We start from the raw sequence: 25,803 nt of genomic DNA, 5'->3' as shown, positions 1-25,803 counted from the left end.
GTTACATTCCGAACCCGGAAGCTAAGCCTTACAGCGCCGATGGTACTGCAGGGGGGACCCTGTGGGAGAGTAGGACGCCGCCGAACAATCATTCAGAAAAGCCCCCATCCGGATTCCGGATGGGGGCTTTTCGCATATGTGGGCCGTGCCGGTGTGCGCGCCGCTCCGCCGGATGTCAGACGGCGGGCTGTTGCTGGGTGACGCAGTGGATGCCGCCGCCGCCGGCGCCGAGGGAGTCGATGTTGAGCTGCTCGACGGTGCGTCCGGGGAAGAGCCGGGCCAGGGTCGCCCGGGCGGCGGCGTCGGCCGTGCTGTCACCGAACTGGGCGGAGATCACGGCGCCGTTGCACACGTAGTAGTTGGCGTAGGAGGCGACGAAGTTCTGGTTGGTGGAGCGGATCTTGTAGTAGTCCGGGCCCTGGAGCTTGGTCACCGAGGTCGGACCGCCTGCGGCCGTCGTGGCGGCGGACAGGATCTGGTACTGCTCGCGCGCGTCGTTGGCCCACGCGTCGGTGTCGGTCGCCAGCGGCATCTGGACCAGCCCGGCGCCGGGGGCGAGGAAGCGCGAGGTGGCGTCGACGTGGTCGTCGGTGATGTCCTGGTTCCTGATGCCGGTGAACCAGATGACCTTGGACGCGCCGTAGGCCTGGCACATCGCGGTCTCGATCTGTGCCTGGCTCATCCCGGGGTTGCGGTTGTCGTTGACGATGCTGCTGCGGGTGGCCATCAGGGTGCCGGCGCCGTCCTGTTCGATGGCGCCGCCTTCGGCGATCAGGCCGGCGGCGGTGAACGGCACCCCGACGTAGGCGGCGATGCGCCCGGCGACCAGCGCGTCGTTGGCGTGGGTCTGCCGGTTCCCCCAGCCGTTGAAGTTGAGGCCGACGGCGTCGAGGGCCCCCGACCCGTTGGTGCGGAAGACCGGGCCGGTGTCGCGCATCCAGCAGTCGTCGACGGGGATCGTGGTGATCACGGTGACCGACGAGCCGCACAGGGAGCGGGCCTTGGCGGCGCTCGCGGGGTTGGCGCACATGATGACCGGCTCGTACTTGGCGATGGTCTTGGCGATCAGCGCGATGTTCGACTGGACGCCGCTGAGCTGGTTGCGCCAGATCGCGGTGCTGTCGGGCCAGGCCATCCAGGTCCGGGTGTGCCGCACGCCGTCGATCGGGACGGCGAACGCACCCGCCGGCGCGGTGCCCTCGGTGCGGGAGCTGTGGAGGCCGGCCGCGGCGGCGGTGGAGCCTGCCGCCGACGTCACGGCCAGGCCGGCGGCGGTGAGGCCGGCCGCGGTGAGGAACTGTCGTCTGCCCAGGCCGGGTCTGTCCAGGCCGGGTCTGCTCGGGACGTGATCGTTCATCGGGTCCTCCGGTCAACTACCCGTCTGGGCAACGGGATTGACTTGAAAGGTAGAACTAACCGAGCGCTCGGTCAATTGTCTGCGCAGGATCGGACGGAGATTCCTGGAGCCCGGGCGTGGCCGGGCACGCTCTAGAGTTGCGCCATGGCGACAGGCGAGAAGGAACAGGTTCAGGCGGCCCCCGTGGTTCCGCAGGGGCGCACGCGCTCGTCGGCCAAGGGGGAGCAGACCCGGTCACGGCTCGTCTCCGCCGCCCGGACCCTGCTGGCCGGCGAGAGCGCCGGGCGCTTCACCACGCGCAACGTCGCCGCGCTGTGCGGCGTTTCGCACGGGATGTGCCACTACCACTTCCGCGACCGCACCGATCTGATCGTCGCGGTGATCGAGGACATCCGGCCGGAGTGGATCTCCCCGCTGGAGGAGGCGGTGGACGGCCCCGGCGACTTCGCCGAGCGGGCCGAGCGCGTGATCGGCCTGCTGACCCGGGGCGAGAGCCCGGACCTGTCGCACCTGCACGCGGCCCTGCACTGGCACGCCCTCAACGACGAACGCGTGCGGGGGAGTCTGGAGCAGGAGTACCTGCGCTGGCGGTCGTGCTTCGTCCGGCTCTTCCAGGTGCTCGCCGACGAGCGGGGCGGCGGCATCGACCCGCGGCCCCTGGGCGAGGCGGTCGCGGCGGCGGTGGACGGCCTCGCGGCCATCCAGTCCCTCGACTCGGACGTGGACGCGGCAACGGTGCTGGGGACGCTGGTGCGCGCGCTCGCCGGAGCACCGTCCGGGACGGCGTAGCACGTCCAACGCCCCGGCGTCGGACGCCCGTCGGACGCCCGTCGGCCGGACGACACCGGGGCCCCGTGGAGTCCGCCGACCCCGCGGGACCCCGGCAGTCGGGAGAGCCCCGCAGCCCGGGGGCCCGGCTACAGGGCCCGGCGGGCGTCCGCGATGGACCGCGGGTCCCAGCCCGGCCTGGGCACGGAGTCGAGCAGCAGCCGGGTGTAGGCGTGCCGGGGGCGGGCCAGGACCTCGGCGGTGGGGCCGGACTCGACGATCCGGCCGTGCCGCATCACGACCACCTCGTCCGTGACGCACCGCACGACGCCCAGGTCGTGGGTGATGAACAGGTAGCCGATGCCGGTCTGTTCGCGGATGTCGGCGAGCAGGTTGAGGATCTGCGCCTGCACCGAGACGTCGAGGGCGGCCACCGCCTCGTCGAGGACGAGGACGGCGGGCTCGACGGCCAGCGCGCGGGCGATGGCGACGCGCTGGCGCTGGCCGCCGGAGAGCTGGCGGGGCAGGGCCTCGGCCTCGCGCTCGCCGAGGCCGACCTGGTCGAGGAGTTCGGCGATCCGGCGGGGGTGGTCGGCGTCGGGGAAGTGCAGCCTGAGCGTTTCGCGCAGGGCGGCGCCGACGCTGGTGCGGGGATCGAGGGACAGGTACGGGTCCTGGAAGACCATCTGGACCTCGCGGGCGCGGGCCAGCCGGTGGGCCCGGCCGCGCCGGTGCTCGGTGCGGTCCCGGCCGTGCACCAGGACCCGTCCGGAGTCCGCCCGTTCGAGCCCGACGACGATCCGGGCGGTGGTGGTCTTGCCCGACCCGGACTCGCCGACGATGCCCAGCGATCCGCCTTCGGCCAGGGTGAACGAGACGTTGTCGGCCGCCTGGACGCTCCCGTAGGCGCGGTGCAGGCCGACGGCCTCCAGGACGGTCTTCGGCATCGTCGGCTCTCCTCCGGGGCTGGTCGTGGCGGGGCTGGTCGTGGTGCGGCTACCGGCGGTGCTGCGGGGCATCGGCGGTCACCTCCGCGACGCGGTCGCCGTGGTGGCAGGCGGCCCGCCGGGCGGGCTCGTCGGCGAGCGGCAGCAGGACCGGCGCCTGCTCGGTGCACACCTCGGTCGCGAGCGGGCAGCGGGCGGCGAAGGGGCAGCCCGTCAGGTCCTCGCGCAGGCTCGGCGGCCTGCCGCCGATGGCGGCCAGCCGGCCCCGGGGGGAGTCCAGGCGGGGGGTGGAGGCGAGCAGCGCGGCCGTGTAGGGGTGGCGCGGCCGCTCGAACAGGGCCTCGGCGGGCCCGGTTTCGGCGATCCGCCCCGCGTACATGACGTAGACGCGGTCGCTGATGGCGGCGGCGAGTCCGAGGTCGTGGGTGACGAAGACCAGCGCGGTGCCGAAGCGTTCGCGCAGGTCGCCGAGGAGGGCGACGACCTCGGCCTGGGTGGTGACGTCCAGCGCGGTGGTGGCCTCGTCGGCGAGGATCAGGGCGGGGTCGCCCATCAGCGCCCCCGCGATCATGACGCGTTGCAGCATGCCGCCGGACAGCTGCCCCGGGTACTTGCCGAGCGTGGTCTCCGGGAGCCCGACGGCGGCCAGCATCTCCGCGGCCCGTGCGGCGGCGGCGTCGGCCCCGCCGGGGCCCCGGCGGCTGGTCTCGGTGAGGAAGTCGCCGATGCGCCGGAGCGGGTTGATGGAGGCGCGCGGGTCCTGGAAGACCATGGCCGCGGTGTCGGTGCGCAGCCGGCGCAGCTGCTCGGGGCTCATGGTGAGGACGTCGTCGCCGTTGACGCGCACGACGCCCTCGGTGGTGGCGCCGCGCGGCAGCAGCCCGAGGACGCTGCGGGAGGTGAGGCTCTTGCCGGAGCCGGATTCGCCGACGAGGGCGACGGTCTCGCGGGCGGCGACGGTGAGGTCGACGCCGTCGAGGACGGGCCGGGCGGTGCCGGGCAGCCGCAGCCGCAGGCCCTGGATGTCGAGGACGTTCATCGGTCCCTCCTGGCGACCTGGTCGGCCCAGCGTTCGCCGACGACGTTGAAGGCGACGACGGTCAGCACGATGGCGACGCACGGCAGGATCGCCGACAGGGGGTAGCCGTGCTGGATGGCGGTCTGGCCGTCGAAGACCATGCGGCCCCAGTCGGGGGTGAGCGCCGGGACACCGAGTCCGAGGAAGGAGAGGCCGGCGAGGTCGATCAGGGCGTAGCCGAAGTTGATGGTGGACTGGGCGAGGACGACGGGGGCGATGCCGGGGATGATGTGGCGCAGGCAGATCTGGAGCCCGGAATGGCCCTGGACGCGGTAGGCCTCGACGTAGGGGCGCGAGCGTTCGGCGAGGACGAGTGAGCGGCTGAGGCGGCTGACGTAGGGCAGGTAGGCGATGGCGAGGGCGATCACCGGAGCGATCAGCCCCTCCCCGTAGACGGCGACGATCAGGATCGCCAGCAGCATGCCGGGGAAGGCGAAGACCAGTTCGGTGGAGCGGGACAGGACGGAGTCGAGCCAGCCGCCGCGCCAGGCCGCGGTGACGCCGATGGCGACGCCGGCCACGGTGGAGAAGGCGACCACCCCGAGCGGGCCGAGCAGTGAGGTGCGGGCGCCGAGCATCAGCCGGGACAGGGTGTCCCGGCCGGCGGCGTCGACGCCGAGCAGGTGGTCGCCGGAGGGGCCGGCGAGGGCGTTGCCCAGGTCGACGGCGTTCGGGTCGTACGGGGCGAGCCAGGAGGCGAGCACGGCGACCAGGACGACCACGGCGACGAGGCCGAGGCAGAGGTGGTACAGGGGTGCTCGGGCGGTGCGCAGGCGGGCGAGGCCGGGGCGGCGCAGGACGGTGGTGCTCATGCGGCGGACCTCTTCGGCGCGAGGGTGACCCTGGGGTCGACCAGCGGGTGCAGCAGGTCGACGACGAGGTTCACCGCCATGAACAGCCCCACCATGAGCAGGGAGATGGCCTGCACGGTGGGGAAGTCCTTGGTGGTGGTGGACAGTTCGAGGAGCTGGCCGATGCCGCCGACGCTGAACGCGGACTCGACCAGGACGGTGCACACCAGCAGGGTGGAGACGATCAGGCCTCCCGTGGTCAGGACGGTGCCCAGGGCGTTGCGGAACACGTGCCGGCGGATCACCTCGTGCTCGGCGACGCCCCGGCTGCGGGCCACGGTGACGTGCTCCTGGCCGAGGACCTCCTGCATCGCGGCGCGGGTGACCCGGGCGAGCATGCCGATCAGGTAGAGCGCCAGCGCGACGGCGGGCAGGGCCAGGTGCCACAGCATCTGGCCGAGTCCGTCGCCGGTGCCGCCGGTCGGGAACCAGCCCAGCTTCACCGCGAACAGGCCCTGCAGCAGGACGGCCGCGACGAAGGACGGGGTGCCGACGGCCACGGTGGTGGCGACCAGGATGGTCGAGTCCACGGCGCCGCCGCGGACGGCCCCGATCCAGCCGAGGAGCACGCCGACGGCGACGACCAGGAGCAGCGCCATGGTGACGAGCAGGAGGGTGGCGGGCAGCCGGTCGGCCAGCAGCCGCGACACGTCGGTGCGGTAGGTGATGGAGCGGCCGAAGTCGCCGTGGACGATCTGGCCGAGCCAGCGCAGGTACTGCAGCAGGAACGGTTCGTCCAGGTGGTACTGGTCGTTGATGGCCTTGAGCGCCTCGGGGGAGGCGGAGCGGCCCGAGAGCAGGAAGCTGGCCGGGTTGCCCGGGGCCAGGTACATCGCGCCGAAGATCACGAAGGAGGCGCCGAGGAGGGTGGCCGCCATCTCGGCCAGCCGTCGTGCGGTGAAGCGCAGGAAACTCACGTGGAAGCCCTCACGTCCGGGGGCGGGGCGGCGGCCGGGAGGACCGGCCGCCGCACGGTGGATCCGGGAGACGTCACTGGGCCGAACCCACGTCCGCCGCCCACGGGTAGTACATGTAGGAGATGGTGGTCGGGGCGCCGGTGATCCTCTTGTTGAGGAACACGGCGGTGGGCCACTCGGCGACCGGGATCCACAGCAGCTGGTCGGACGCGGTCTTCTGGAGCTGTGCTTCGAGGGTGAAGCGCTCCGCCGGGTCGGCGGCGGCGGTCGCCTTGTCGACCAGGTCGTCGTAGGCCTGGTCGCTGTAGCCGGCGAAGTTCTGGTAGGCGCCGGTCTTGAAGTTGGCCAGCAGGTCCAGCGGGTCGGTGATGGAGTCGTAGTACGTCTCCGGGAACAGGTCGATGCCCTCGCGCGCCTTCGCGTCCGTGAACAGCGCGGTGAAGGCGTTCGGCGCGATCGTCTTGAGCTGGACGTCGAGGCCGATCCTGGCGCCGGCCGACTGGACGGCGGTGGCCAGCAGCGAGACGTCCTGGCCGATGGAGCTGGTCGCGACCGTGACGGTCTTTCCGGTGGCGCCGGCCTCCTTGACCAGGGCCTTGGCCCGGTCGATGTCCGGGGCGGTCGGGGTGAGCCCCTCGAACGCCTCCTTCCTGACGTCCGGCGGCGCCGCGGCCCAGGCCGCGCGGGAGGTGAGGGAGCCGGTGGCGCTGCCGGCGCCGGCGAGTCCGGTGCGCACGAAGCCGGAGCGGTCCAGGGCCAGCGACAGTGCCTTGCGGACGCGGACGTCGCCGAGCACGCCCTTCATGTTGGTGACGTTGACGTTGACGGTGCTGAGGCCCTCGCCGAAGTAGAGGGTGCCCACGCCGCTCTTGCTCAGGCGGTCGTAGCTCTCGGTCGGGATCAGGTAGCCGCCGTCCGCCTCACCGCTGATCATGGCGTTGACGCGCGCCGAGGGGTCGGTCAGGAAGCGGAAGTCGACCTTCGCGGACTTGGCCTTGGTGCCCCAGTAGGCGTCGAAGCGCCGCAGCTGGATGGACTGGCCCTTGTTCCAGGAGCCGAGCTGGTAGGGGCCGGTGCAGTCCAGGCTGCCGGAGGTGCCGTAGTCCTTGCCGGCCGCCTCGATGCCGGCCTTGGACGCGACGACGCCCGCGGCCGTGGCCATGTACTGGTTGAACTGCGAGTCGGGCTGCTTGAGTTTGACGGTGACCTGGAGCGGGCCGCTCTTGGTGACGGTGCTGACGTTCTGGAACTGCTGGGCCCAGGCCGCCGCGTTGTCGGGGTTCATCTGCCGGCCGAGGCTGTACACCACGTCGTCGGCGGTCATCACGCCGCCGTCGTGGAAGTGCACGTCGGGCCGCAGGTCGTAGACCCAGGTGGTGGGGTCGGGGCTGGTGGTCTTCGCCGCGAGCCCGGGAGCCAGGGTCAGCTGCGGGGTCCACCGCATCAGGCTCTCGCACACGTTGGACAGGATGGTGTTCTGCGGGTAGTCGAACGCCGAGATGTAGTCGAGGGTCGGCGGCTCGGCGTACACGGCCCAACTGAACGAGTCGAGCTGGCCCTTGGCGGCCGGGGTGTCGGCGGACAGCTTGTACGCCTGGTCGCCGCTGCCTCCGTCACCGGTCTTCGGCGGCCCGGCGCAGGCGGCGACCAGGGCGAAGGCTGCCAGGGCGGCGGCCGGCAGGGCGTATCGGCGGTGCGGGGATCTGTGCTCCGGGCGCTGGCTTCGTGGCATCGAGGGTTCTTTCTTCCAGGCTCAACGGGGGTCCGGCGGGCGGGGGGAGGGGGCGGCCCCGGCAGCGGGGGTTCGCTGCCCGGGCCGCCGCGACGGGCGGGGCTGCGGGCGGGGCTACGGGTAACGGGGCGGGCGGCTCAGGCGGTGGGCACCTGCTGGGTGATGCAGTGGACACCGCCGCCGCCGTAGGCGATCACCCGGGAGCGGACCCCGACGACCTTGCGCCCGGGCAGGGCGGCCGCGATGGCGGCGAGGGCCCCCTCGTCCTCCGGGACGTCGGCGACCGGGACGACGACGCCGCCGTTGGCGATGTAGAAGTTGAGGTAGCCGACCTCGACGTCGGTGCCGTTGACCTCGACGAAGGCGCTCTGCGGCACTTCGAGGATCTCCAGCTTGCGGCCCCGGGCGTCGGTGGCGGCCGCCAGGACGGCGTGGTTGGCGCGCATGCGCTCGTAGTCGGGGTGGTCGGGGTCGGCGGGCAGCTGGACGATCACCTTGCCGGGGGCGACGAACGCGCAGACGCCGTCCACGTGGCCGTCGGTCTCGGTGTCCAGCAGACCGCCGTACGGCAGCCAGATGATCGTGCTGACGCCGAGCTTCGCGATCAGTTCGGCCTCGATCTCCTCCTTGCTCATCCCCGGGTTGCGGTTCGGGTTGAGCAGGCACTGCTCGGTGGTGATCAGCGTGCCCTCGCCGTCGACGGTGATCGCCCCGCCTTCGAGGATCATCCGGGAGTCGATGCGCTCGACGCCCAGGCGCTCCAGCAGCCGTCCGGCGATCAGGTCGTCGGTGTCGTACGGGTGGTGCTTGCCGCCCCAGGCGTTGAAGCGGAAGTCCACACCGGCCCGCCGGCCGTCCTCGCCGAGGACGAAGATCGGCCCGGAGTCGCGGAACCACGAGTCGTCGATGGGGAGTTCGACGACCTCGACGCCCTCCCCGCACAGCTCCTGCGCCTCGGCGCCCCGGCCCGGCAGCGCGACCATCGTGACCGGCTCGAACCCGGCGATCGCGCGGGCGACCTGGGCGTACTCCCGCTTGGCCTCCTCGAAGGTCTCCCCCCAGAGGTCCGACCTGGTCGGCCAGGCCATCAGGCACCCGTCGTGGGGGGTCCACTCGGCCGGCATCTGGAACGTCATGACGGATCCTTCTCTCTTGTTCTAATTTTCAGTCAGGATGGGGTCGAGAGTGGCCGACCGAGGTGGTCGGCGGGGGCCCGGCCGTAGCTCGGCCGCGCTCGGCAGAGCTCAGCCGGCGGGCGGTACGGCGGGCTGCGACTGGGTGGAGCAGTGGATGCCGCCGCCGCCGCTCGCGATGTTGTCGATGTTGAGCTGGACGACGGTGCGGTCGGGGTACTTGGCCTGGAGGATCGCGTAGGCGACCCCGTCCGCGTAGCCGTCGCCGAACTGCGGCACGAGGACGGCGCCGTTGGCGGTGTAGTAGTTGGTGTAGCTGGACAGGAAGTCCTTGCCCGTCCCCCGGATGGAGTTGCGGTCGGGGCCGGGCAGCTCCGTGATGGTCAGGCGGCGGCCCTGGGCGTCGGTGGCGTTCTGCAGGGCCTGCCTGGTCTGCTGGTAGACCGCGACCCACCGGGGGTCGGTGCCCGGGCCGGGCTGGTCCAGCATGACCTGGCCGGGGGAGATGAAGCGGGCCAGGCAGTCGATGTGGCAGTCGGTGATGTCCTGGCCGGCCAGGCCCGGGACCCAGATGACCTTGTCCAGGCCGAGCGTCGACTTCAGCGCCTGCTCGACCTGGTCCCGGGTCATGCCCGGGTTGCGGTTGGGGTTCACCAGCGAGCTCTCGGTGGCCAGCAGGGTGCCCTGCCCGTCGGTCTCCAGCGAGCCGCCCTCGCCCACGAACGGGGCCTGGACGCGGGCGATCCCGTACTGGGACAGGAGCGTGCCCGCGGCCGCGGCGTCGTTGGCGTACGGCTGGTAGTAGGGGGTGCCGCGCTTGCCCCAGCCGTTGAAGTTGGTGTCCACCCCGGCGACGGCGCCGGGCGCGACGACGAAGGTCGGGCCGAAGTCCCGGATCCACAGGTCGTCGTTCGGGATCTCCAGGACCTCGATGCCGTAGTACGCGCCGGAGCCGCAGGAGTACCGGGCGTCGGCGGCCTGCCCGGGGCGGGCCAGCACCGCGACCGGCTCGTAGCGGGAGAGCTCGTACGCGACGTTCGCGATGTCCCGGCGGACGCCCGACAGCTGGTTGCGCCAGACCGAGGACAGGGCGGGCCAGGCCATGAAGGTGCGGGTGTGCCGGTCGGTCTCGGCGGGCATCCGCAGCGTGGCGCCGGACGGCGTCGGGGCGGCGCCTGCGGCTGCTTCCGTGGCTGCGCCTGCGGTTGCGCCTGCGGTTGCGGCGGCCGCCGGCGTGGCGAACGCGGTGCCGAGGGCCGCCGCGGGCAGGGCGGCGGCGCTGAATCTGAGCAGGCTGCGACGGGTGGGAACGGGCGTGTCCAAGAGGACTCCCTTGGGGGCGGGAGGTGTGGGGTGACGCACATCTTGGCTGCAACTAAAAATTCAGTCAATACCCGATACGTACGGTATCGCGGATTCCCCTGCCGCACCGGCCTGCTGTGTGCCTGCCGAGAGCCCGCCGTGAGCCTGCGTGAGCCCCGGGCTGGGGCTACCCGCCTGGCCATACGGGAGTTGGGCCCTGAAACTTTGATCAGGAATTCCTCCACGCGAGGCCCCGGCCCGGTATGGTTCTCGCTTGTGTCGGATCGTCGAACAGAGATACTCATCGCCGCCACCCGCGTCATCGCGCGGCGTGGCGTGCGCGGGCTGCGCGTGGGCGAACTGGCCGCCGAGGCGGGGGTGTCCACCTCGCTGCTGTACTACCACTTCACCGACCGGGCCGGGCTGCTCCGCAAGACCCTGGAGTTCATCAGCGACCGGGCGGACCGCTACACCGCCGAGGGCGACTCGGCGGGGTACTCCGACGATCCCCGGCGCGATCTCGAACAGGTCCTGCTCCTGGAACTCCAGGACACCCCGGACGTGCGGGAGAACAGCACGGCCTGGGGGGAGTTGAGGGCCAGCGCGGTCTTCGAACCCGATCTCCGGGAGGAGCTGGCACGCGCCACCCACGCCTGGGTGCACGACGTCGCGGACCTGCTCGGCCGCGCCCGCCCCGAGGCCACGGCGCCGGCCCACACGGCCTCCGCCGAACGCCTCACCGTCCTGATCGAGGGCCTCAGCGCCCGCTGGCTGACCGGTTCGATGCCGCTGGAGCACGCGCGGCACTTACTCCGGGAGGCGATCGAGGTGGAGTTGGAGGCGCTGCCGGCCGTCGTGCGGTGCCGCTGCTGACGGGTCCTCCACCTGCCCGGAGTTCGGTGCACCCCGCCGCCGGCGCCGGTGCACCCTGCCGCCGACATCGGTGCGCCCCGCCGTCGCAGGGACCCTGCAGAAACCCGTTTGGCGGACGAGGCGACCGCTGCTATGTTTCCGGAGGCCGTGCGAGAGAACGAGGAGGTGGTACCCGTGAACGCAGTATTCACATGGGTGCTCTCCTCCGGGGTCACGGTCGGGCGATAGGTCGTCCGGGAGCGCCGTATCCGAGCCCTCCCGAAAGGCACGACCATGCATTTCACTTCTGAACAGCGCCTCGACGACGGTGTCCTCGAGCGCGAGTTCACCCTCGGCGAGATCCCCGGCATCCTGTGGACGCCCGCATCCGCACCGGCGCCGACGCCGCTGATCCTGCTCGGCCACCCGCCCCTCGGACTGCGCAGGATGTACCCCCGACTGGTGGCCCGGGCCCGGCACGCCGCGGCGGACGGCTTCGCCACGGCCACCATCGAACTCCCCGGAAGCGGCGACCGGCCTCGTTGGCCCGCCGTGGAGCAGGCCCGCGCCGATTTGCGCCGGGCGCTGGAGGCCGGCGAGCCGGTCAGCGACGAGATCGTCGACGCCCTCATCCTCCCGCTGGTCGACAAGGCGGTCCCGGAATGGCGGGCCGCCCTGGACGCCCTCCTCGCGCTGCCCGAGGTCTGCGGCCCGGTCGCGTACTCGGGGGGAGTGATCTCCATCGGGGTCCGGCTGGCGGTGGTCGAGCCGCGCATCTCGGCCGCCGTTCTGTTCGCCGGCAGTTTCGTGCCCCGCTCCATGTTCGAGGAGGCCCGGCAGGTCACCATTCCGCTGCACGTCCTGCTGCAGTGGGACGACGAGGGGAACGACCGGCAGGCGGCCCTGGACCTGTTCGACGCCTTCGGCTCGAAGGAGAAGTCCCTGCACGCCAACATGGGCGGGCACACCGGCGTCCCGCAGTTCGCCGGGGACGCCGCGGCCCAGTTCTTCACCCGACACCTGAAGTGAGGCCGGGCCGTCCGCCCGGCGGCAGACGATAGCTGAGGCCGGCGGCCTGCCACTCGTCGAGGGGGCATGGCCGCCGGCCGTCGACAGCTCTCCGCGCCGTGGGCCCCTGCCGAACTCTCGGCAGGGGCCCGTGCCGTCTGAAGCCGTCAACTGTTCTGCGGAGCTTCGGGGAGACCGCGCACCTCGGCCGGTGCCAGGCAGAACCGCGCGTTCACCCGACGGCCGGGATGTCGTGGGTGGCGCAGTGGATGCCGCCACCTCCGGCGGCGATGTTGTCGATCTTGACGGGGACGATCTCGCGGTCGGGGAAGTGCTGCTTGAGGATCTGCTGGGCGCGGACGTCGGCGCGGTCGTCGCCGAACTTCGGGAGGTAGACGCCCTTGGAGCCGACGTAGAAGTTCATGTAGGAGGAGACGAAGGCGTCGCCGCGGCCGGTGATTTTGTCGGGGTCGGGCTGCTGGAGCTCGATGACGTCGAGCTTCTTGCCGCGGGCGTCGACGGCGTCCTTGAAGACGCCGCGGGCCTGGTCGGCGGAGCGGGACCAGACGTCGGCGGGTGAACCGGGGAAGGCCTGGTCGAGCAGGACTACTCCGGGGGCGGCGAAGCGGGTGAGGCAGTCGACGTGGGCGTCGGTGATGTCCTTGCCCCTGACGCCGGCCAGCCAGATCACGGTGGTGACGCCGAGGGCCTTCTTGAGCTCGGCCTCGACCTGGTCGCGGGACATGCCGGGGTTGCGGTTGCCGTTGACGACCGAGCTCTCGGTGACCAGCAGGGTGCCCTGGCCGTCGGTCTCGAAGGAGCCGCCCTCGGCGACCAGCTTCGTCTCGATGCGTTCCACGCCGTACTTGGCCAGGACGGTACGGGCGATCTTGCCGTCGTTGGCGTGCTGCTGCTTGTTGCCCCAGCCGTTGAAGTTGAAGTCGACGCCCTTGACCTTGCCGCCCTCCTCGACGAACACCGGCAGGGTGTCGCGGGCCCACAGGTCGTCGACGGCGATGGGGACGACCTCGACCGCGGAGCCGCACGCGCTCTGGGCGGCGTCCTTCTGCTCGGGGCGGGCCATCAGGACGACCGGTTCGCGGGCGGCGATGGCCCGCGCCAGGCCGGCGATGTCCTTCCGGACGTCGGGGAGCTGGTCGCCCCAGACGTTCTCCGAGGCGGGCCAGGACATCACGGTGCGGACGTGCTTCTCCCATTCGGCGCCGAAGCGGCGCGCGCCGGGCGCCGCCGGGGCCCCGGACGGCTGCGGGGTCTGCGTGGCGTCCTCGACGGGTTCGTCGAGGTCCGAGCAGGCGGTCAGGCCGAGGGCGAGGACGCCCGCGCCGCCGAGGGAGCGCAGCACGGTGCGGCGGGACAGATCACGGTAGGGCACGGGGAATCTCCGGTCAGGGGTAGCGCCGACATCGAGCTCGCCGTCAACACTTTCATTGACTGAAAAGTCAGTCAAGCTTGGAGGTCGGCCCGTCCGCTGATGACGGGCGCCGGAGACCTGCGACGGAGACCTGCAACGGGGACCTGCGACGGCCGCCCCACCGGACCCGTGCTCCGGTGGGGCGGCCGTCGCCCCGTCAGCTGTCAGCCGTCAGCTGTCAGCCGTCAGCTGTCGGAACGGAATGCCCCGTGGACCCGCAGGTCGCCGTTGATCGATACCTGCCCGTCGTTCGTGTGCACGATCCAGGCGTCTCCGGTGCGGACCGACAGGTGCCCGTTGGCGTTCACCTTGCCGTGGAACCGCGAATCCCCCTGGACGCGCAGGACGCCGTTGGTGGTGAGGTCGCCGGCGACGGTGACCGTGCTCGCGGCGAGCACCTCGCTCTCGGCGTCGAGGCGGCCGTGGACGATCAGCCGCGGCGGGCCGTCCTGCGTCTCCAGCACGTTGTCGACGGTCAGCCCGCCCTGGAGCGTGAGGCGTTCCCTGACCTGGGCGCGGTGGGTCAGCAGGTCGTTGAGGTCCGCCTTGTCGGCCGCGACGGTTCCCCACCGGTGGCTTCCGGCGCCCTGGTACACGTTCAGCCCGGCGGGTGGGAACTCGATCCATCCGTCGTCGGCCGTGCGGCCCTGGACCCACCTGGTGTTGATGCCGTTCAGGTCGGCCTTGTCGGCCGCGACGGTGCCCCAGTTCTGGTTTCCGTCCTTGCGGATGTTCACCCCGGACTGCGGGAACTCGATCCAGCCCTTGGCGCCGTCGCGGTCGCCCACCCAGGTGGTGTTGATCCCGCTCACCCTGAGCTTGTCCGCCGTGACGGTCCCCAGGTCGCTTCCCCCGCCGTGGCCGACCCTGATCCCGTCGGACGGGAACTCGATCCACCCGGCGTCGCTGTCGCGGCCCCGCACCGACCCGGCGGCCACGACGTCGACCTCCGCCCGGACGGCCGAGACGGTGCCGGCGGAGACGGTGCTCGCCGCGACTGTGCTGGCCGAGAGGGTCCCGGGCGTGTCGGAGTCGTCGCGGACCTGCGCGCCCTGCGGGGTGAAGGTGACCCGCCCCTTGTCCGTGGTGCCCCCGACCCACGGGGTGCGCACCCCGGCCGTCGCGGTCACGGCCTCGAACTCGGGGCTGCGCAGGTGGACGGTGGTGGTGAGGAAGTACCCCGGCTGCTGCTGGCCCTGGGCCGTGGCCGTCAGGGTGTACGTGGCGTCCCGCTTCGGCTCCGCACCCGGCAGCGGCGACCACTCCCAAGTGGTCGCGCCCTTCTTCGGCTGGACGGAAACCGGGGGGCCGTCCGGCCCCTGGATCTGGTACGTGAGGGTGTCGGGCCCCTCCCACTGCAGGACGACGTCCTTGCCTCCGGCCACCAGGGACGCCTTCGGGCGGAAGTTGCGCGGCACCTTGGGCAGTTGCTTCAGCAGGCTCAGGGTGACGGGGTTGCGCTGCACCCTGGCGCCGTTCGCCGCCCGCTCCGTCACCTGGAGCAGGACCGGCCCCGGCTTGCTGGAGACCGGGAAGCCCTCCAGCGCCAGGACCAGGGAGCCGGCCTCCCTGAACAGCGCGCCGGGCCGGGCGGTCACGGTGAGGACACCGGTGCCGTCGTTCCAGACGGCGGTCGGCTCCTCCGTCGTCTTCGTCGCGTCGTTCTGCGCGATCCGCGCCTTGATCGACTTCGGGTCGACCGTCAGATGACCGTCCTGCTGGCCGCAGGGCACCCGCACCTCGATGGAGTACCAGATCACCTCGTCCATGGTCGGGTTGGAGACGACGATGTAGACCGCCCCCTCGGACTCCTCGCCCGCCACCGGCACCTGGAGCGGCGCGGGGTCGGTGAGGATGTCGTAGTTCAGAGAAGCCACCACTGCCGAAGACCCCCTGTTGTCTGCTGTCCGGGCTCCCGCCTCCACGGGCGCAGCCCCTGTAGCACAGCACTGTCCCGCCGGACGGCACCTCTCGAACCCCGATTCGACGGGACCGGCGCGAACCGGACCTGCACTGGCCGAAACGGAATCATGGAGTCCCATTGGCCTCCCGCGCACCCTCGGCCCGCACCCGTAGTGCCCCTTCACCACGGCCTCACCAGGGCCTGTCCGGCGGTGCGGTGCCTGGCCTCGACACCGTGCGCGTCGTGGATCGCCGCTCTCTGAATTTGACTGAATTTTCAGTCTGGTAAAAGATGCGGTGGCACCCGGTTCCAGGACCAGCCCGCCGCAGCGCGGGCTCCGTGCCCCCTGGCGGCCCGTCCACCCCCCACGGAGGCGGGCCGCCAGGGCTTTCGCCGCGCACGCGTCGGCCGCCGCCCTACCCCACAGCCCCAGGAAGGACGACCGTGCAGGTCACCACCGATGACATCAGCGCCACCAGCCCGGTTGCGCACCGCGCTCCCCGCCACCGCTGGCGGTTCGCCCTCGTCCTGGCGATGGTCGTCGCCCTGTGCGGGGGCGGGATCGGGCTGTACCTCAACGAGCGCAACACCCGGGAGCAGACCCGCGAACTGGCGATCCCCACGGCCCAGGACTGGATCGAACTGGACATCACCGCCCAGGACGTGGACCCGGCGGCCCAGCAACTGACGCTCTACGTCACGCCCGTACCGCACGGCAGGCTCGCCGCCGGCGCCGACGGCCAGGCCTTCAGCCGCCCCGTCGAGATCACCGTCACCGGCACACCCAGGACGACCATCCGGGCCGCCGAGGGCGAGACCGCGGCGCCCCAGCTCGTCCACGTCAGCATGTACGACGGCACCATCACCGACTACCCCTTCGACCGCTACCGCATGGAGGCCGGCTTCACCGCCACCAGCGGCGCCACCCCCGTGCCGGTCGGCCTGGTCGTCACCGACACCGACCCGTTCTTCGTCCTGCGCCCGCAGGCCACGGCCGGAGCCACCGGCACCGTGGCCCTGGACGCGAAGATCACCCGCTCCCGCAGCACCTTCATCCTCGCCTGGTTCATGATCGCGGCGATGTGGGCCATCGCCCTCGCCGTCCTCGGCGCCGCCGAGGTGCTCTACCGCAAGCGCGAGGGCCTGGTGTGGCCCTCCCTGGGCTGGATGGCGGCCAGCCTGTTCGCCCTGATCGGCATGCGCAACGCCGCCCCCGGCTCACCGCCGATCGGATCGCTGATCGACTACCTCGCGTTCTTCTGGGCCGAGGGAATCATCGCCGCCAGCCTGGCCTGCACCGCCTGGTGCGGCATCCGCACCGAACACCGCCAGCGCCGCGAACGCGAGGCCGCCGCCGACCAGCCGTGAGCCCGCTGCCGACCAGCCGTGAGGGCCGGGCGCGGCGCGGGCGGAGAATGGCCGGAAAGTGCCGCAACTGCCTTGCGCAGCAGGATTGTTGGGGGCACCTGACGCGCCCATGCTGAATTCGCCCGGCCTGTGCCGGGCCGCCGGGTGGGCGGGCGGCTCAGGTACCCCACGCCCCGACGCTCGCGCGCCCCACCCTCACCCCCCACCTCAGGCTTCGCGGGAGAACCCTCATGGGAATGACCTCTGCTCTGCGACGTGCCTCGGTCGTGCTCGCCGGCGGCGTGGCCGCGGTCGGACTGTTCGCGCCGACCGCCGCGGCCGCGGACACCCCGGTCGTCCTGGCCTGCCAGGCGACCCCGCCGATCGGGTCGGCACAGACCTTCAACCTCAACGCCGGTGTCAACGCCGCCGCGCCCGCCACCGTCGCGGCCGGCAGCCAGTTCACCGTCACCCTGGCCCCCGACGCGCTCACCGTGCCCACCACGGTGGGCGGTTACAGCATCCAGTCGATCAGCAACATCGTCCTCACCGTGCCGGTCCCCGCGAACGCCACGCTGACCGGCGAGTCGCTGACCGGCGGCTCCGGCTACTCGGGCAGCGCGAGCGTCGCGGTGAACAACGGCAACGTCGTGCTCACGGTGAACGGGTCGGTCGGCGGCGGCGGCACCTTCACGCTCCCCGCGCTGACCCTGAACCTGGCCGCCGGGGCCTCCGGCAGCGTCATCAGCACCTCGGTGGCCGGTACGAGCTACACGGACCCGGGGCTGACCTTCACGGCGACCGTGCCCGTCTCGTTCTTCACCGTCGACGTGCCCACCGCCTGCTACCCGGCCACCGCGCAGGCGCTCAGCACCACGACGGTGAGCTGACCGGGGCCCGCACCGAAGGCGACCGAGGGAGAACAGCACCGGGGCCGGCGCACAGTGTGCGCCGGCCCCGGTGTCGGAAGTAGCGGGGACAGGATTTGAACCTGCGACCTCTGGGTTATGAGCCCAGCGAGCTACCGAGCTGCTCCACCCCGCGTCGGTGGTACCGACCGTACGGCACCGGCCGGCGATCACCTAATCGGTGACCGGCCGGCCGGGTGCCGGGGCACCCGGCCGTTGCGCCCGGTGCCGTCGTCCGAGCCCGCCCGCTTCCTACGGGTGGTGGCTGCTCCGGGTCCAGGAGGAGGCTGCGCCCTGTTCCTCCTGCGGTGCGTACGGCTGGGGGTAGGAGAAGGTGTGGTCGTCCGGCTGCGGCGGGGTGGGCCACTGCGACCAGGACTGGGACTGCGGCGACTGCGGCGCCTCCGCGCGGGGGTGTCCGGGGGCGGTGCGGCCGGTCGTACGGCCCGGGCGCAGGGGCCACCACAGGCTGCGGCCGAGGAGCGCGGCCAGGGCGGGCACCAGGACGACGGACAGCAGGAACGCGGAGAGCAGGATGCCGAGCGCGGTCGCGAAGCCGATCTGCTGGGTCGAGGGCTGCGGGGTCACGGCGAGGCTGCCGAAGGAGCCGGCCAGGACGAGGCCCGCCGTCGCGATGGCCGGGGCGGTGTGCCGGAGGGCGCGCGCGACGGCGGCCCGGGGCGGCCCGGGGTGTTCCATCTCCTCCCGGATCCGGTCGCTGATCAGGATGTTGTAGTCGGTGCCCAGCGCGACCACGAACAGGAACAGGACCAGCGGCAGCGTGAAGTTGACGCCCGGCTTGCCCATCGTGTGCTGGAACACCAGGGCGGCCGCGCCGAGGGTGGCCGCGAAGCCGAGGCCGACGGAGAGCATCAGGACGACCGGCGCGAGCAGGCTGCGCAGCAGCAGGAGGAGGATGACCCCGATCAGTGCCGCCGCGACCGGGAAGACCAGCCGCAGGTCGCGGCCGACGGCGGTGGAGACGTCGGCGAAGACGGCCGGGGTGCCGCCGACGTGCGCGCTCAGGCCGGCCGGTGTGCTCTGGGCGACGGCGGCGCGGATCGGGCCGGAGACCAGGTCGCGGGCCTGCTGGGACTGCGAGTCCGCGGTGAGGAACAGGTCGATTCTGGCGGCCTGCCGGTCCTCGCTCAGGACCGGCTTGGCGACCTGGCCGACGCCGGTGACCCGGGTGAGGCTCTGGGCGAGGCCGTCCAGCGCGGCGGGGGAGAGCGCGCCGGGGGCGAGGGGGCCGGCGTTCTTGGTCTCGACGTAGACGCTGGTCGGGTCCGCCACGCCGGCGGGCAGGGCGCGGGAGATCTCGACGGCGGTGCTCTGGGAGGCGGTGCGCGGTCCGCCGCCCAGGCCGTAGTCCATTTTGATCCCGGCGAGCCCGCCGGCCAGGGCGCCCAGGAGGGCGAGCGAGGCGAGGACCATGACCACGGGCCGGCGGGCCACCAGGTCGGCGAAGCGGGCGGTGGCGCCGTCGCGGGGCACGGCCCTGAGGGCACGTGAGGGCCAGAACAGTGCGCGTCCGCAGGCCGCGAGTACGGCGGGCATCAGGGTGAGGCTGGCGAGCAGCATGACCAGGACCGAGACCGCGACGGCCGGGCCGAGCACCCGGAACTGCCCGAAGCTGGCGACCCCGAGGGTGGCGAAGGCGGCGACGATGGTCAGCGCGGCCGAGGTGACCGCGGTGCCGACCCTGTGGCTGACCTCGGCGGCGGTGGCGCGGTGGTGGCGCTCGGGGTGGGCCCGCAGCTGCTCGCGGAAGCGGAACATCAGGAACAGGAAGTAGTCGATGCCGATGCCCAGCAGCACCACGCCGATCAGGCTCGGCACGGACGGGTCGAGCTTGATGCCGGTGAGCAGGGCGGTGCCCACGACGGCTCCGGCGGCCACGCCGCTGACGAGGGCCACCGCGATCAGCGGCAGCAGCGCGGCCAGGGCGCTGCGGAAGACGAGGATGTGGAGCAGGATGATCAGGCCGACGGCGCAGGCGGACGCGACGGTCGCGAGGGTCTTGCCGTCGTCGGCGGAGTCCACCTGGTCGGCGAGTGGGCCGGTGAAGCCGGTCCGCAGCCCCTGGGCGGCGAACTCAGCCCGGGTGCCGTCCCGGAACGCCCGGTAGGTGTTCTCCAGGCCCGGGTCGGCGGGGTTCCCGGTGAGGTTGGCGGAGAGCAGCTCGAAGGTCCCGTCGGGCGCGGTCATGGCCGGGCTGACCTGGGGGACCTGCGAGTAGTCCCGCTGAAGGGGCGCGGCGTCCTTGGGCGTGGGCATGGTGACCTTGAGACGGCTCAGCCGCTTCGCCCCGTCGCCGATCTGCTGCCGGTCCGCGGCGGTCAGCGCCCCGCCGTCGGCCCGCGCGACCAGGACGGTCACCGGATTGGCGTCGGGCTTCGTCCCGAAGCGGTCCTGGGCGATCTTCATGGCGGCGGCCGAGTCGTAGCTCTTCGGCAGGAAGTCGGCCGTCTGTGTCTGGGTCACCCGGTAGATCAATGTCTGGCTCAGGACGGTCAGGAGTATTCCCAGGACCGCCCATACGGCGATCACCTTCCACGGATTTCTGGTGGAGAATCCGGTCAGGGCGCGGATCACGATGTCCTCCGGCGGTGGTGCTGTCGCCGGGGATTTCCGGCACGTCTCCAGACCATCACGGCGTACCGGGCGTTCTCGTCCGAGCACGGGAGGAGAACGCCGTCGGGACCTGGGCTCGCCACCGGGCCCGGACCAGGACCATGGTCCTGGTCCGGGATCGGTCCCGGGTGCCGGTCCGGTGCCGGCGTGCGCAGGGAGAATGGACCGCGGACGCCCCCTTCCGGGACGCGCACGCCCCCCCCGGGGAACGAAGGCCTCCGTAGGGCCGGCTCGCCGGGTACGACGGCTGCGGTGAACGGGCGAAGGCCGGGGCCGACCGGCCACAGAAAGGACCACCACCAGCATGTCGACGCACGACCGGCCCCTGCCGCCGCAGCCGCCGTCGCCGAGATCCGACGGCCTGCCCTGGACGGCCAGTGACGCGCTGGTGGCCGTCGGGGCCGCCGGCCTGGACATCCTCGGCTACTCGATCGGCGGCCCGGACGGAAGCCAGCCGATCGCCCTGACGGCGCTGGTCCTGCTCGTACTGGGGGCCATGCCGCTGCTCACCAGGCGCCGCTACCCGCTGGCGTCACTGACGGCTGTGCTGGTCCTCGGCCTGGCCCTGAACCTGAGCGGGCCGGTGCCGCAGCACTTCAACTGCACGCTCTGCATCGCGCTGTTCGCGGTCGCCCGCTCGCGCGGCCTCGTGGTGGCGGTCCCGGCCGCCCTCGCGGCGGCCGCCGTACCGCTGCTGGGCCGGGGGTACCCGCTGCCGCCTCCGCTCCCCGGAGTGGCGGCCAACGTGCTCGCCGCGGCGCTGGTCATCGCCGCGGCCGAGGCGCTGAAGCGCTGGCAGCACGAGGTGGAGGTCAGGCGCAGGCTGCTGGCCGACCGCGCGGTGGCGCAGGAACGGCGCCGCATCGCACGGGAGTTGCACGACATCGTCGCCCACCACATCACCACCATGCAGCTGATGGCCGGCGGTGCCAGAGCCAACCTCGGGGGTGACACCGAGGTGGTGCGCGAAGCCCTCGTCACGCTGGAGGGCTCCGGGCGGATGGCGCTGCGCGAGATGCGCCAACTGCTCGACGTGCTCCGGGCCGGCGACGAGCCGGAGGAGTCCCCGGCCGAGCCGCAGCCCGGAGTCGGGCACCTCGGACGGCTCGTCGAGGAGTCCCGCAGGGGCGGCCTTCCCACCGAGTTCGCCGTCGTGGGGGAGGAGCGCCCGCTGTCGCCGAGCACCGGCCTGGCGGTGTTCCGGATCGTCCAGGAGTCCCTCACCAACACCCGCAAGCACGCCGGCCGGGCCCAGGCGCGGGTCCGGCTGACGTACCACCCGGACCGGATCACCGTCGAGGTGTCCGACAACGGCACCGCCGCGCCGGCCGACACCCTGGTGGGCACCCTGGCGGGAGCGGGAGGTGCGGCCGGCGCGAGGGCGGGCCGCACCGGGTACGGTCTGATCGGCATGCGCGAACGCGTCGCGCTGCAGGGCGGCAGCATGGTGGCCGGCGCCGTGGACGGTGGTGGCTTCCGGGTGATGGCCAGCCTGCCGGTGGCGCCGGCCGACGGAGAGGAACGGTTCGGATGACGGGAACCCCGGAGCGGATCAGGGTGCTGATCGCCGACGACCAGCCGCTGGTGCGACGGGGCCTGGCCCTGATCCTGGCACCGGACCCGGCGTTCGAGGTGGTGGCCGAGGCGGACGACGGCCAGCAGGCGGTCGAGCTCGCGCACCGGCACCGGCCCCACGTCGTGGTGATGGACATCCGGATGCCGGTGCTCGACGGCGTCCAGGCGACCGAGCGGCTCACGCGGGAACTGCCGGACTGCCGGGTCCTGGCGCTGAGCACCTTCGACATGGACGAGTACGTGGTCGCCGCCCTGCGCGCCGGCGCCTCCGGGTTCCTGCCCAAGGACGTCTCCCCGGAGGAGCTCTCGGCGGCCGTGCGCACCGTGCACACCGGGGAGGCGGCGGTGGCGCCGCGCCTGCTCACCCGGCTGATCTCCACGTACGTCACCGCGCCCCGCCTGCCGCCGGCACCGGTGCCGTTGCCGATCTCCGCCCTGGGGGAACTGACGCCCCGCGAGATCGAGGTGTGGCACCTGCTGGCCACCGGCCTGGACAACGCCGAGATCGCGTCGGCGATGGGCATCAGCGTCTCCACGGTCAAGAACTACATCACCAGCATCTTCGCCAAGCTGAGCGTCCGCGACCGCGCCCAGGCGGTGATCGCGGCCTACGAGTCCGGCCTGGTCGAGGCCCGGTCCGCGAACGCGGACGGCTGAGGCGGACTGATCCCGGCAGCGGTAGGTACTCCACAGACGGCCTCGCGGCCCCCGCCCACGGGAGCCGCGAGGCCGTCCGGCGTCCGGCCCCCGCGCGCGGGGGCCGGACCGAGGGGCGGGGCGGTCAGTGGCAGAGGGCCGAGTCCAGGGCGGCCGCCATGTGCTGCGCGACCTCCTCGTCCGGGACGGTGGTGACGGTGATGGTGGCGGCGCGGCCGTCGTCGGTGACGCCGCTGCGGGAGCGGTAGCCGGGGGAGGTGCCGCCGTGGCCCCAGGCCAGGCCGCCGCAGGAGAGCGGCCTGCTCTGCAGACCGAGCCCGTAGCGGATCCCCGGGCCGATGAGTTCGGCGGGGACGGTGGTGCGCATCTCGGCGAGCTGCGCCGGGGGCAGGAGCCGGCCGCCGAGGAGCGCGGTGAAGAACGTGTTGAGGTCGGTGTTGGTGGAGACGACCGCCCCGGTCGCCCAGGCCATCGAGGAGTCCATGTCGGTGTAGTCGATCGGGGCCGCGTCCGGCGAGGTGCGGAGGTAGCCGTGGGGGTGGGCCTCGTGGATGGTGGTGTCGCCGGGGGCGGGGAAGTAGGTGTGGCGCAGGCCGATGCGGTCGATGACGCGCTTGGTGATCTCCTCGCCGACAGGCCGTCCGGTGACCTTCTGGATGATCAGGCCGGCAACGACGAAGTTGGTGTTGCTGTACCCCCAGCTGGTTCCCGGAGGGAAGCCGGCCTTCTGGACGAGGGCGCCGTCGAGGAGGTCGCGGGGCTCGAAGTAGCGGTACTGGATGGGGACGAAGTCCGAGAAGGGGGGGACTTCCATGTAGTCGGGCAGGCCGCTGGTGTGCTGGAGCAACTGGCGGACGGTGATGTTGCGTCCGTCGATGCCGTCGCCGCGCAGCAGCCCCGGCAGGTAGGTCTCGACGGGCGCGTCGAGGCCGACCTTGCCTTCGGCGACGAGCTGGAGGACGACGACGGCGGTGAAGGTCTTGGTGTTGCTGCCGGCGCGGATCTGCCCGTCGACGGGGACCTTGGCGCCGGTGGCGGTGTCGCCGACGCCCGCGGTGTAGGTGCGGGTGCGGCCGTCGCGGCCCTTCACCGAGGCCAGTGCGGCGGGCAGGCCGTCGTCCTTGACCAGCGCGTTCAGGCTCTGCTGGACGCTGTCCGGCTTGCCGCCGGCGAACGCCGCGGTCGGTGCCAGCGCCCCGACCGTCATCACGCCGGTGGCCACGGCTGCCGCCACCATGTGCCGACTGCGGCGGCTCCGGGGGGAGCGGTTGTGCGGGACGTGCTCGTTCACGGAAGAACTCCTCTACGGGAAACGGGAATTGGCGAGGTGTGCGGGCGTGCGAGCGCGCGGGTTCCGCGCGCACCGAGGCGCGCGGAACCCGCGGGTCGTACTGGTGCGGACGCTCAGGCCGGACCGGGGAGGGCCTACGGGGTCAGCGGCACAGGGCCGCGTCCACCGCGGCCACGATGTGCTGATCGGCCTCGTCGCCCGGGATCGTGGTCACCGCGATGCTGGCGGCGCGGCCGTCGTCGGTGACGCCCCCGGTGGTCTTGTAGCCCGGGATGGTCCCGCCGTGGCCCCAGTACTGGCCGCCGCACGACAGCGGACGGCTCATCAGGCCCAGCCCGTAACGGACGCCGGGGCTCACCTCGTCGGCGGGGACGGTGGTGCGCATCTGGGCGAGCTGCGCCGGGGGCAGGAGCCGGCCGCCGAGGAGCGCGGTGAAGAACGCGTTGAGGTCGGTGTTGGTGGAGACGACGGCCCCTGCCGCCCAACCCCAGGACGGGTCGAGCTCCGTGTAGTCGCGGAGCGAGCCGTCGGCGTCCCGGTTGTAGCCCTTGGGGTGGGCCTCGCGGATGCCCGTGTCCCCGGGGGTGGGGAAGTAGGTGTGGCGCAGACCGATGCGGTCGACGATGCGCCGGTTGATCTCCTCGCCGAGCGGCCGCCCGGTGACCTTCTGGATGATCAGGCCGGCCAGCAGGTAGTTGGTGTTGCTGTATTCCCAGCGCGCACCCGGGGCGAAGTGGGCCTTCTGGGCCAGAGCCGCGTCGAGGAGCTCGCGCGGTTCGTAGTACCGGTTCGGGCTGGTGAGGATGGAGTCCTTGTCCACGTACTCGGGCAGGCCGCTGGTGTGCTGGAGCAACTGGCGGACGGTGATGTTGCGGCCGTCGATGCCGTCGCCGCGCAGCAGCCCCGGCAGGTAGGTCTCGACGGGTGAGTCGAGGCCGACCTTGCCTTCGGCGACGAGCTGGAGGACGACGACGGCGGTGAAGGGCTTGGTGTTGCTGCCGATCCGTACCTGCCCGTCGACGGGGGGCTTGGCCCCGGTGGCGATGTCGCCGACGCCCGCGGTGTAGGTGCGGGTGCGGCCGTCACGGCCCTTCACGGAGGCCAGCGTGGCGGGCATGCCGTCGTCCTTGACCAGCGCGTTCAGGCTCTGTTGGACGCTGTCCGGCTTGCCGCCGGCGAACGCCGCGGTCGGTGCCAGCGCTCCGACCGTCATCACGCCGGCGGCCACGGCGGTCACGACCGCCACCGCCCGGTGCCGGGCGCCCCGACGGGAGCGCGGGGCGCGGCTGTGCGGTGTGTTCTCGTTCACGAAGGAACCCCTCTGAGGAATGGCGCCGGTGATTTCCGGCCCTGATCAAGAGGACCATTCAGGGGCAGGGGAGTTCGTCCGTACCCAGGACGAACCGCACCCGGGAGCCGGCTCCGGGAGCCGCCCCCGACCAGGACCGTGCTCCCGGCAGAACTCCTGCCGGCCTTCCGGCGGAGCGGCTCTTCGAACGGGGGGTGTGTTGTACTGCTGCGGTGAGCGCTGAATACGAGCTTGGCCAGGTCATCGCCAGTCGTGAGCTGGCCTTTACCGCTCCGGACGGGACGCGGAGGCCGGTGCTGCTGGAGGTCGGGCTGCCCTGCCGCGACCCGGAGGGGCCGGACTGGTACTGCCCGTGCCGGATCACCGGACACCCGGACGTCGCCGACCGCGTGACGGCGATCTTCGGCGTGGACTCGTTGCAGGCCCTGCAACTCGCCCTGACCCGCTTTCGCGGCGAGTTCAGCGAGTTGAACGACGACGCCGGGCTGACCTTCCTGGGCGGGAGGGACTTGATGCTGGGGGGCGAGGGTTCCTGAGGGCGCAGACCGGGTGAGGCGTGACGGCGGCTGCGGGGGCGGCCGCCTCGGGCGGGGCGGGTGCCGGACCGCACACGTGTGGGCGGGCCCGGTCCGGTACCTGTCCGGTGTGCTGTCTCAGTCGCGCTTGGCGATGGTGAGGAGCACGGCCGAATCGTCTGCATGCTCCCCGGCATCCCGAACCGGGAGCCCGATGGGGCAGCATGGGTGACGGACCACCACCGGGATCCGTGGCACCTCCGCGCCTGCGCGGGCGCGCGTCCCCG

The 25,803-nt window shown here is 72.4% G+C and carries 21 protein-coding genes, 1 tRNA gene and 1 rRNA gene; 9 read left to right on the top strand and 14 right to left on the bottom strand.

Annotation, left to right across the window (positions count from 1 at the left end; translation table 11 throughout):
* Window positions 1-86 (top strand): 5S ribosomal RNA (gene rrf, locus ACFVTF_RS34865); the annotation flags it as partial.
* Window positions 87-175: 89 nt separating this feature from the next.
* Here rrf and ACFVTF_RS34860 read toward each other — a convergent pair.
* A complete protein-coding gene (locus tag ACFVTF_RS34860) occupies window positions 176-1,357 on the bottom strand; it encodes an agmatine/peptidylarginine deiminase (RefSeq protein WP_387818026.1) in 1,182 nt (393 codons plus the stop codon).
* Between the two features lie 144 nt (window positions 1,358-1,501).
* Here ACFVTF_RS34860 and ACFVTF_RS34855 point away from each other — a divergent pair, with 144 nt between their 5' ends.
* Window positions 1,502-2,146 (top strand): TetR/AcrR family transcriptional regulator, encoded by a 645-nt coding sequence (locus tag ACFVTF_RS34855; RefSeq protein WP_331744706.1) that lies wholly within the window; start codon window positions 1,502-1,504, stop codon window positions 2,144-2,146.
* Window positions 2,147-2,274: 128 nt separating this feature from the next.
* Here the strand turns inward: ACFVTF_RS34855 and ACFVTF_RS34850 are convergent, their stop codons facing one another.
* The 7 genes from ACFVTF_RS34850 to ACFVTF_RS34820 all read right to left on the bottom strand — a co-directional run bounded on the left by ACFVTF_RS34850 (window position 2,275) and on the right by ACFVTF_RS34820 (window position 10,106).
* Window positions 2,275-3,072: an ABC transporter ATP-binding protein gene (locus ACFVTF_RS34850; RefSeq protein ID WP_331745466.1), complete on the bottom strand. Its 798-nt coding sequence runs from the start codon at window positions 3,070-3,072 to the stop codon at window positions 2,275-2,277.
* Between the two features lie 49 nt (window positions 3,073-3,121).
* The gene (locus tag ACFVTF_RS34845) at window positions 3,122-4,111 is read right to left on the bottom strand and encodes an ABC transporter ATP-binding protein (RefSeq protein ID WP_387818025.1); all 990 of its coding nucleotides are present in this window, start codon (window positions 4,109-4,111) and stop codon (window positions 3,122-3,124) included.
* Entirely contained in the window at window positions 4,108-4,962 is an 855-nt protein-coding gene (locus ACFVTF_RS34840) for an ABC transporter permease (RefSeq protein ID WP_331744701.1), read from the bottom strand. The genes ACFVTF_RS34845 and ACFVTF_RS34840 overlap by 4 nt, the downstream gene beginning before the upstream one ends.
* Window positions 4,959-5,918, bottom strand: coding sequence for an ABC transporter permease (locus ACFVTF_RS34835; RefSeq protein WP_387818024.1), 960 nt, complete (start codon window positions 5,916-5,918; stop codon window positions 4,959-4,961). The genes ACFVTF_RS34840 and ACFVTF_RS34835 overlap by 4 nt, the downstream gene beginning before the upstream one ends.
* Window positions 5,919-5,991: 73 nt before the next feature.
* Complete coding sequence (locus ACFVTF_RS34830) at window positions 5,992-7,650, bottom strand: ABC transporter substrate-binding protein (RefSeq protein WP_387818022.1); 1,659 nt, start codon at window positions 7,648-7,650, stop codon at window positions 5,992-5,994.
* A 137-nt stretch (window positions 7,651-7,787) separates the two neighbouring features.
* Window positions 7,788-8,786 (bottom strand): agmatine/peptidylarginine deiminase, encoded by a 999-nt coding sequence (locus tag ACFVTF_RS34825; protein ID WP_387818021.1) that lies wholly within the window; start codon window positions 8,784-8,786, stop codon window positions 7,788-7,790.
* A gap of 108 nt (window positions 8,787-8,894) precedes the next feature.
* A complete protein-coding gene (locus tag ACFVTF_RS34820; RefSeq protein WP_387818020.1) occupies window positions 8,895-10,106 on the bottom strand; it encodes an agmatine/peptidylarginine deiminase in 1,212 nt (403 codons plus the stop codon).
* Between the two features lie 255 nt (window positions 10,107-10,361).
* On the opposite strand from ACFVTF_RS34820, the gene ACFVTF_RS34815 reads away from it, so the two are divergent.
* Together ACFVTF_RS34815 and ACFVTF_RS34810 are read left to right on the top strand one after the other, a co-directional pair.
* Window positions 10,362-10,958: a TetR/AcrR family transcriptional regulator gene (locus tag ACFVTF_RS34815; RefSeq protein WP_331744689.1), complete on the top strand. Its 597-nt coding sequence runs from the start codon at window positions 10,362-10,364 to the stop codon at window positions 10,956-10,958.
* Between the two features lie 273 nt (window positions 10,959-11,231).
* On the top strand, window positions 11,232-11,966 hold the full coding sequence (locus ACFVTF_RS34810; RefSeq protein ID WP_387818019.1) for an alpha/beta hydrolase: 735 nt from the start codon (window positions 11,232-11,234) through the stop codon (window positions 11,964-11,966).
* 211 nt (window positions 11,967-12,177) lie between these two features.
* On the opposite strand, the gene ACFVTF_RS34805 is transcribed toward ACFVTF_RS34810, so the two are convergent.
* On the bottom strand, window positions 12,178-13,338 hold the full coding sequence (locus ACFVTF_RS34805; RefSeq protein WP_387818018.1) for an agmatine/peptidylarginine deiminase: 1,161 nt from the start codon (window positions 13,336-13,338) through the stop codon (window positions 12,178-12,180).
* A gap of 224 nt (window positions 13,339-13,562) precedes the next feature.
* Window positions 13,563-15,254 (bottom strand): hypothetical protein, encoded by a 1,692-nt coding sequence (locus tag ACFVTF_RS34800; protein ID WP_387818017.1) that lies wholly within the window; start codon window positions 15,252-15,254, stop codon window positions 13,563-13,565.
* A 470-nt stretch (window positions 15,255-15,724) separates the two neighbouring features.
* On the opposite strand from ACFVTF_RS34800, the gene ACFVTF_RS34795 reads away from it, so the two are divergent.
* Both ACFVTF_RS34795 and ACFVTF_RS34790 read left to right on the top strand, forming a co-directional pair.
* Window positions 15,725-16,648, top strand: coding sequence for a DUF4436 family protein (locus ACFVTF_RS34795; protein WP_387818016.1), 924 nt, complete (start codon window positions 15,725-15,727; stop codon window positions 16,646-16,648).
* 236 nt (window positions 16,649-16,884) lie between these two features.
* On the top strand, window positions 16,885-17,517 hold the full coding sequence (locus ACFVTF_RS34790) for a cyclase (RefSeq protein ID WP_371523119.1): 633 nt from the start codon (window positions 16,885-16,887) through the stop codon (window positions 17,515-17,517).
* 80 nt (window positions 17,518-17,597) lie between these two features.
* Here ACFVTF_RS34790 and ACFVTF_RS34785 read toward each other — a convergent pair.
* Together ACFVTF_RS34785 and ACFVTF_RS34780 are read right to left on the bottom strand one after the other, a co-directional pair.
* Window positions 17,598-17,671 (bottom strand) — tRNA-Met (locus tag ACFVTF_RS34785).
* Window positions 17,672-17,787: 116 nt separating this feature from the next.
* The gene (locus tag ACFVTF_RS34780; RefSeq protein WP_387818015.1) at window positions 17,788-20,019 is read right to left on the bottom strand and encodes an MMPL family transporter; all 2,232 of its coding nucleotides are present in this window, start codon (window positions 20,017-20,019) and stop codon (window positions 17,788-17,790) included.
* A gap of 454 nt (window positions 20,020-20,473) precedes the next feature.
* Between ACFVTF_RS34780 and ACFVTF_RS34775 the strand changes: the two genes are divergently transcribed.
* A complete protein-coding gene (locus tag ACFVTF_RS34775) occupies window positions 20,474-21,703 on the top strand; it encodes a sensor histidine kinase (protein ID WP_387818014.1) in 1,230 nt (409 codons plus the stop codon).
* A complete protein-coding gene (locus ACFVTF_RS34770; protein WP_387818013.1) occupies window positions 21,700-22,401 on the top strand; it encodes a response regulator in 702 nt (233 codons plus the stop codon). Before ACFVTF_RS34775 ends, ACFVTF_RS34770 begins: the two co-directional genes overlap by 4 nt.
* 124 nt (window positions 22,402-22,525) lie before the next feature.
* Here the strand turns inward: ACFVTF_RS34770 and ACFVTF_RS34765 are convergent, their stop codons facing one another.
* Both ACFVTF_RS34765 and ACFVTF_RS34760 read right to left on the bottom strand, forming a co-directional pair.
* Complete coding sequence (locus ACFVTF_RS34765) at window positions 22,526-23,692, bottom strand: serine hydrolase domain-containing protein (protein ID WP_387818012.1); 1,167 nt, start codon at window positions 23,690-23,692, stop codon at window positions 22,526-22,528.
* A gap of 142 nt (window positions 23,693-23,834) precedes the next feature.
* A complete protein-coding gene (locus tag ACFVTF_RS34760) occupies window positions 23,835-25,001 on the bottom strand; it encodes a serine hydrolase domain-containing protein (RefSeq protein ID WP_387818011.1) in 1,167 nt (388 codons plus the stop codon).
* Between the two features lie 212 nt (window positions 25,002-25,213).
* Here ACFVTF_RS34760 and ACFVTF_RS34755 point away from each other — a divergent pair, with 212 nt between their 5' ends.
* A complete protein-coding gene (locus ACFVTF_RS34755; protein WP_387818009.1) occupies window positions 25,214-25,537 on the top strand; it encodes a DUF6968 family protein in 324 nt (107 codons plus the stop codon).
* Window positions 25,538-25,803: the final 266 nt, after the last annotated feature.

Source organism: Kitasatospora sp. NPDC057940 (genome assembly GCF_042887425.1).
Taxonomy (GTDB): domain Bacteria; phylum Actinomycetota; class Actinomycetes; order Streptomycetales; family Streptomycetaceae; genus Kitasatospora.
Note: the sequence above shows the minus strand (reverse complement) of the source record. Positions and strands in the feature narration are given on the sequence as shown.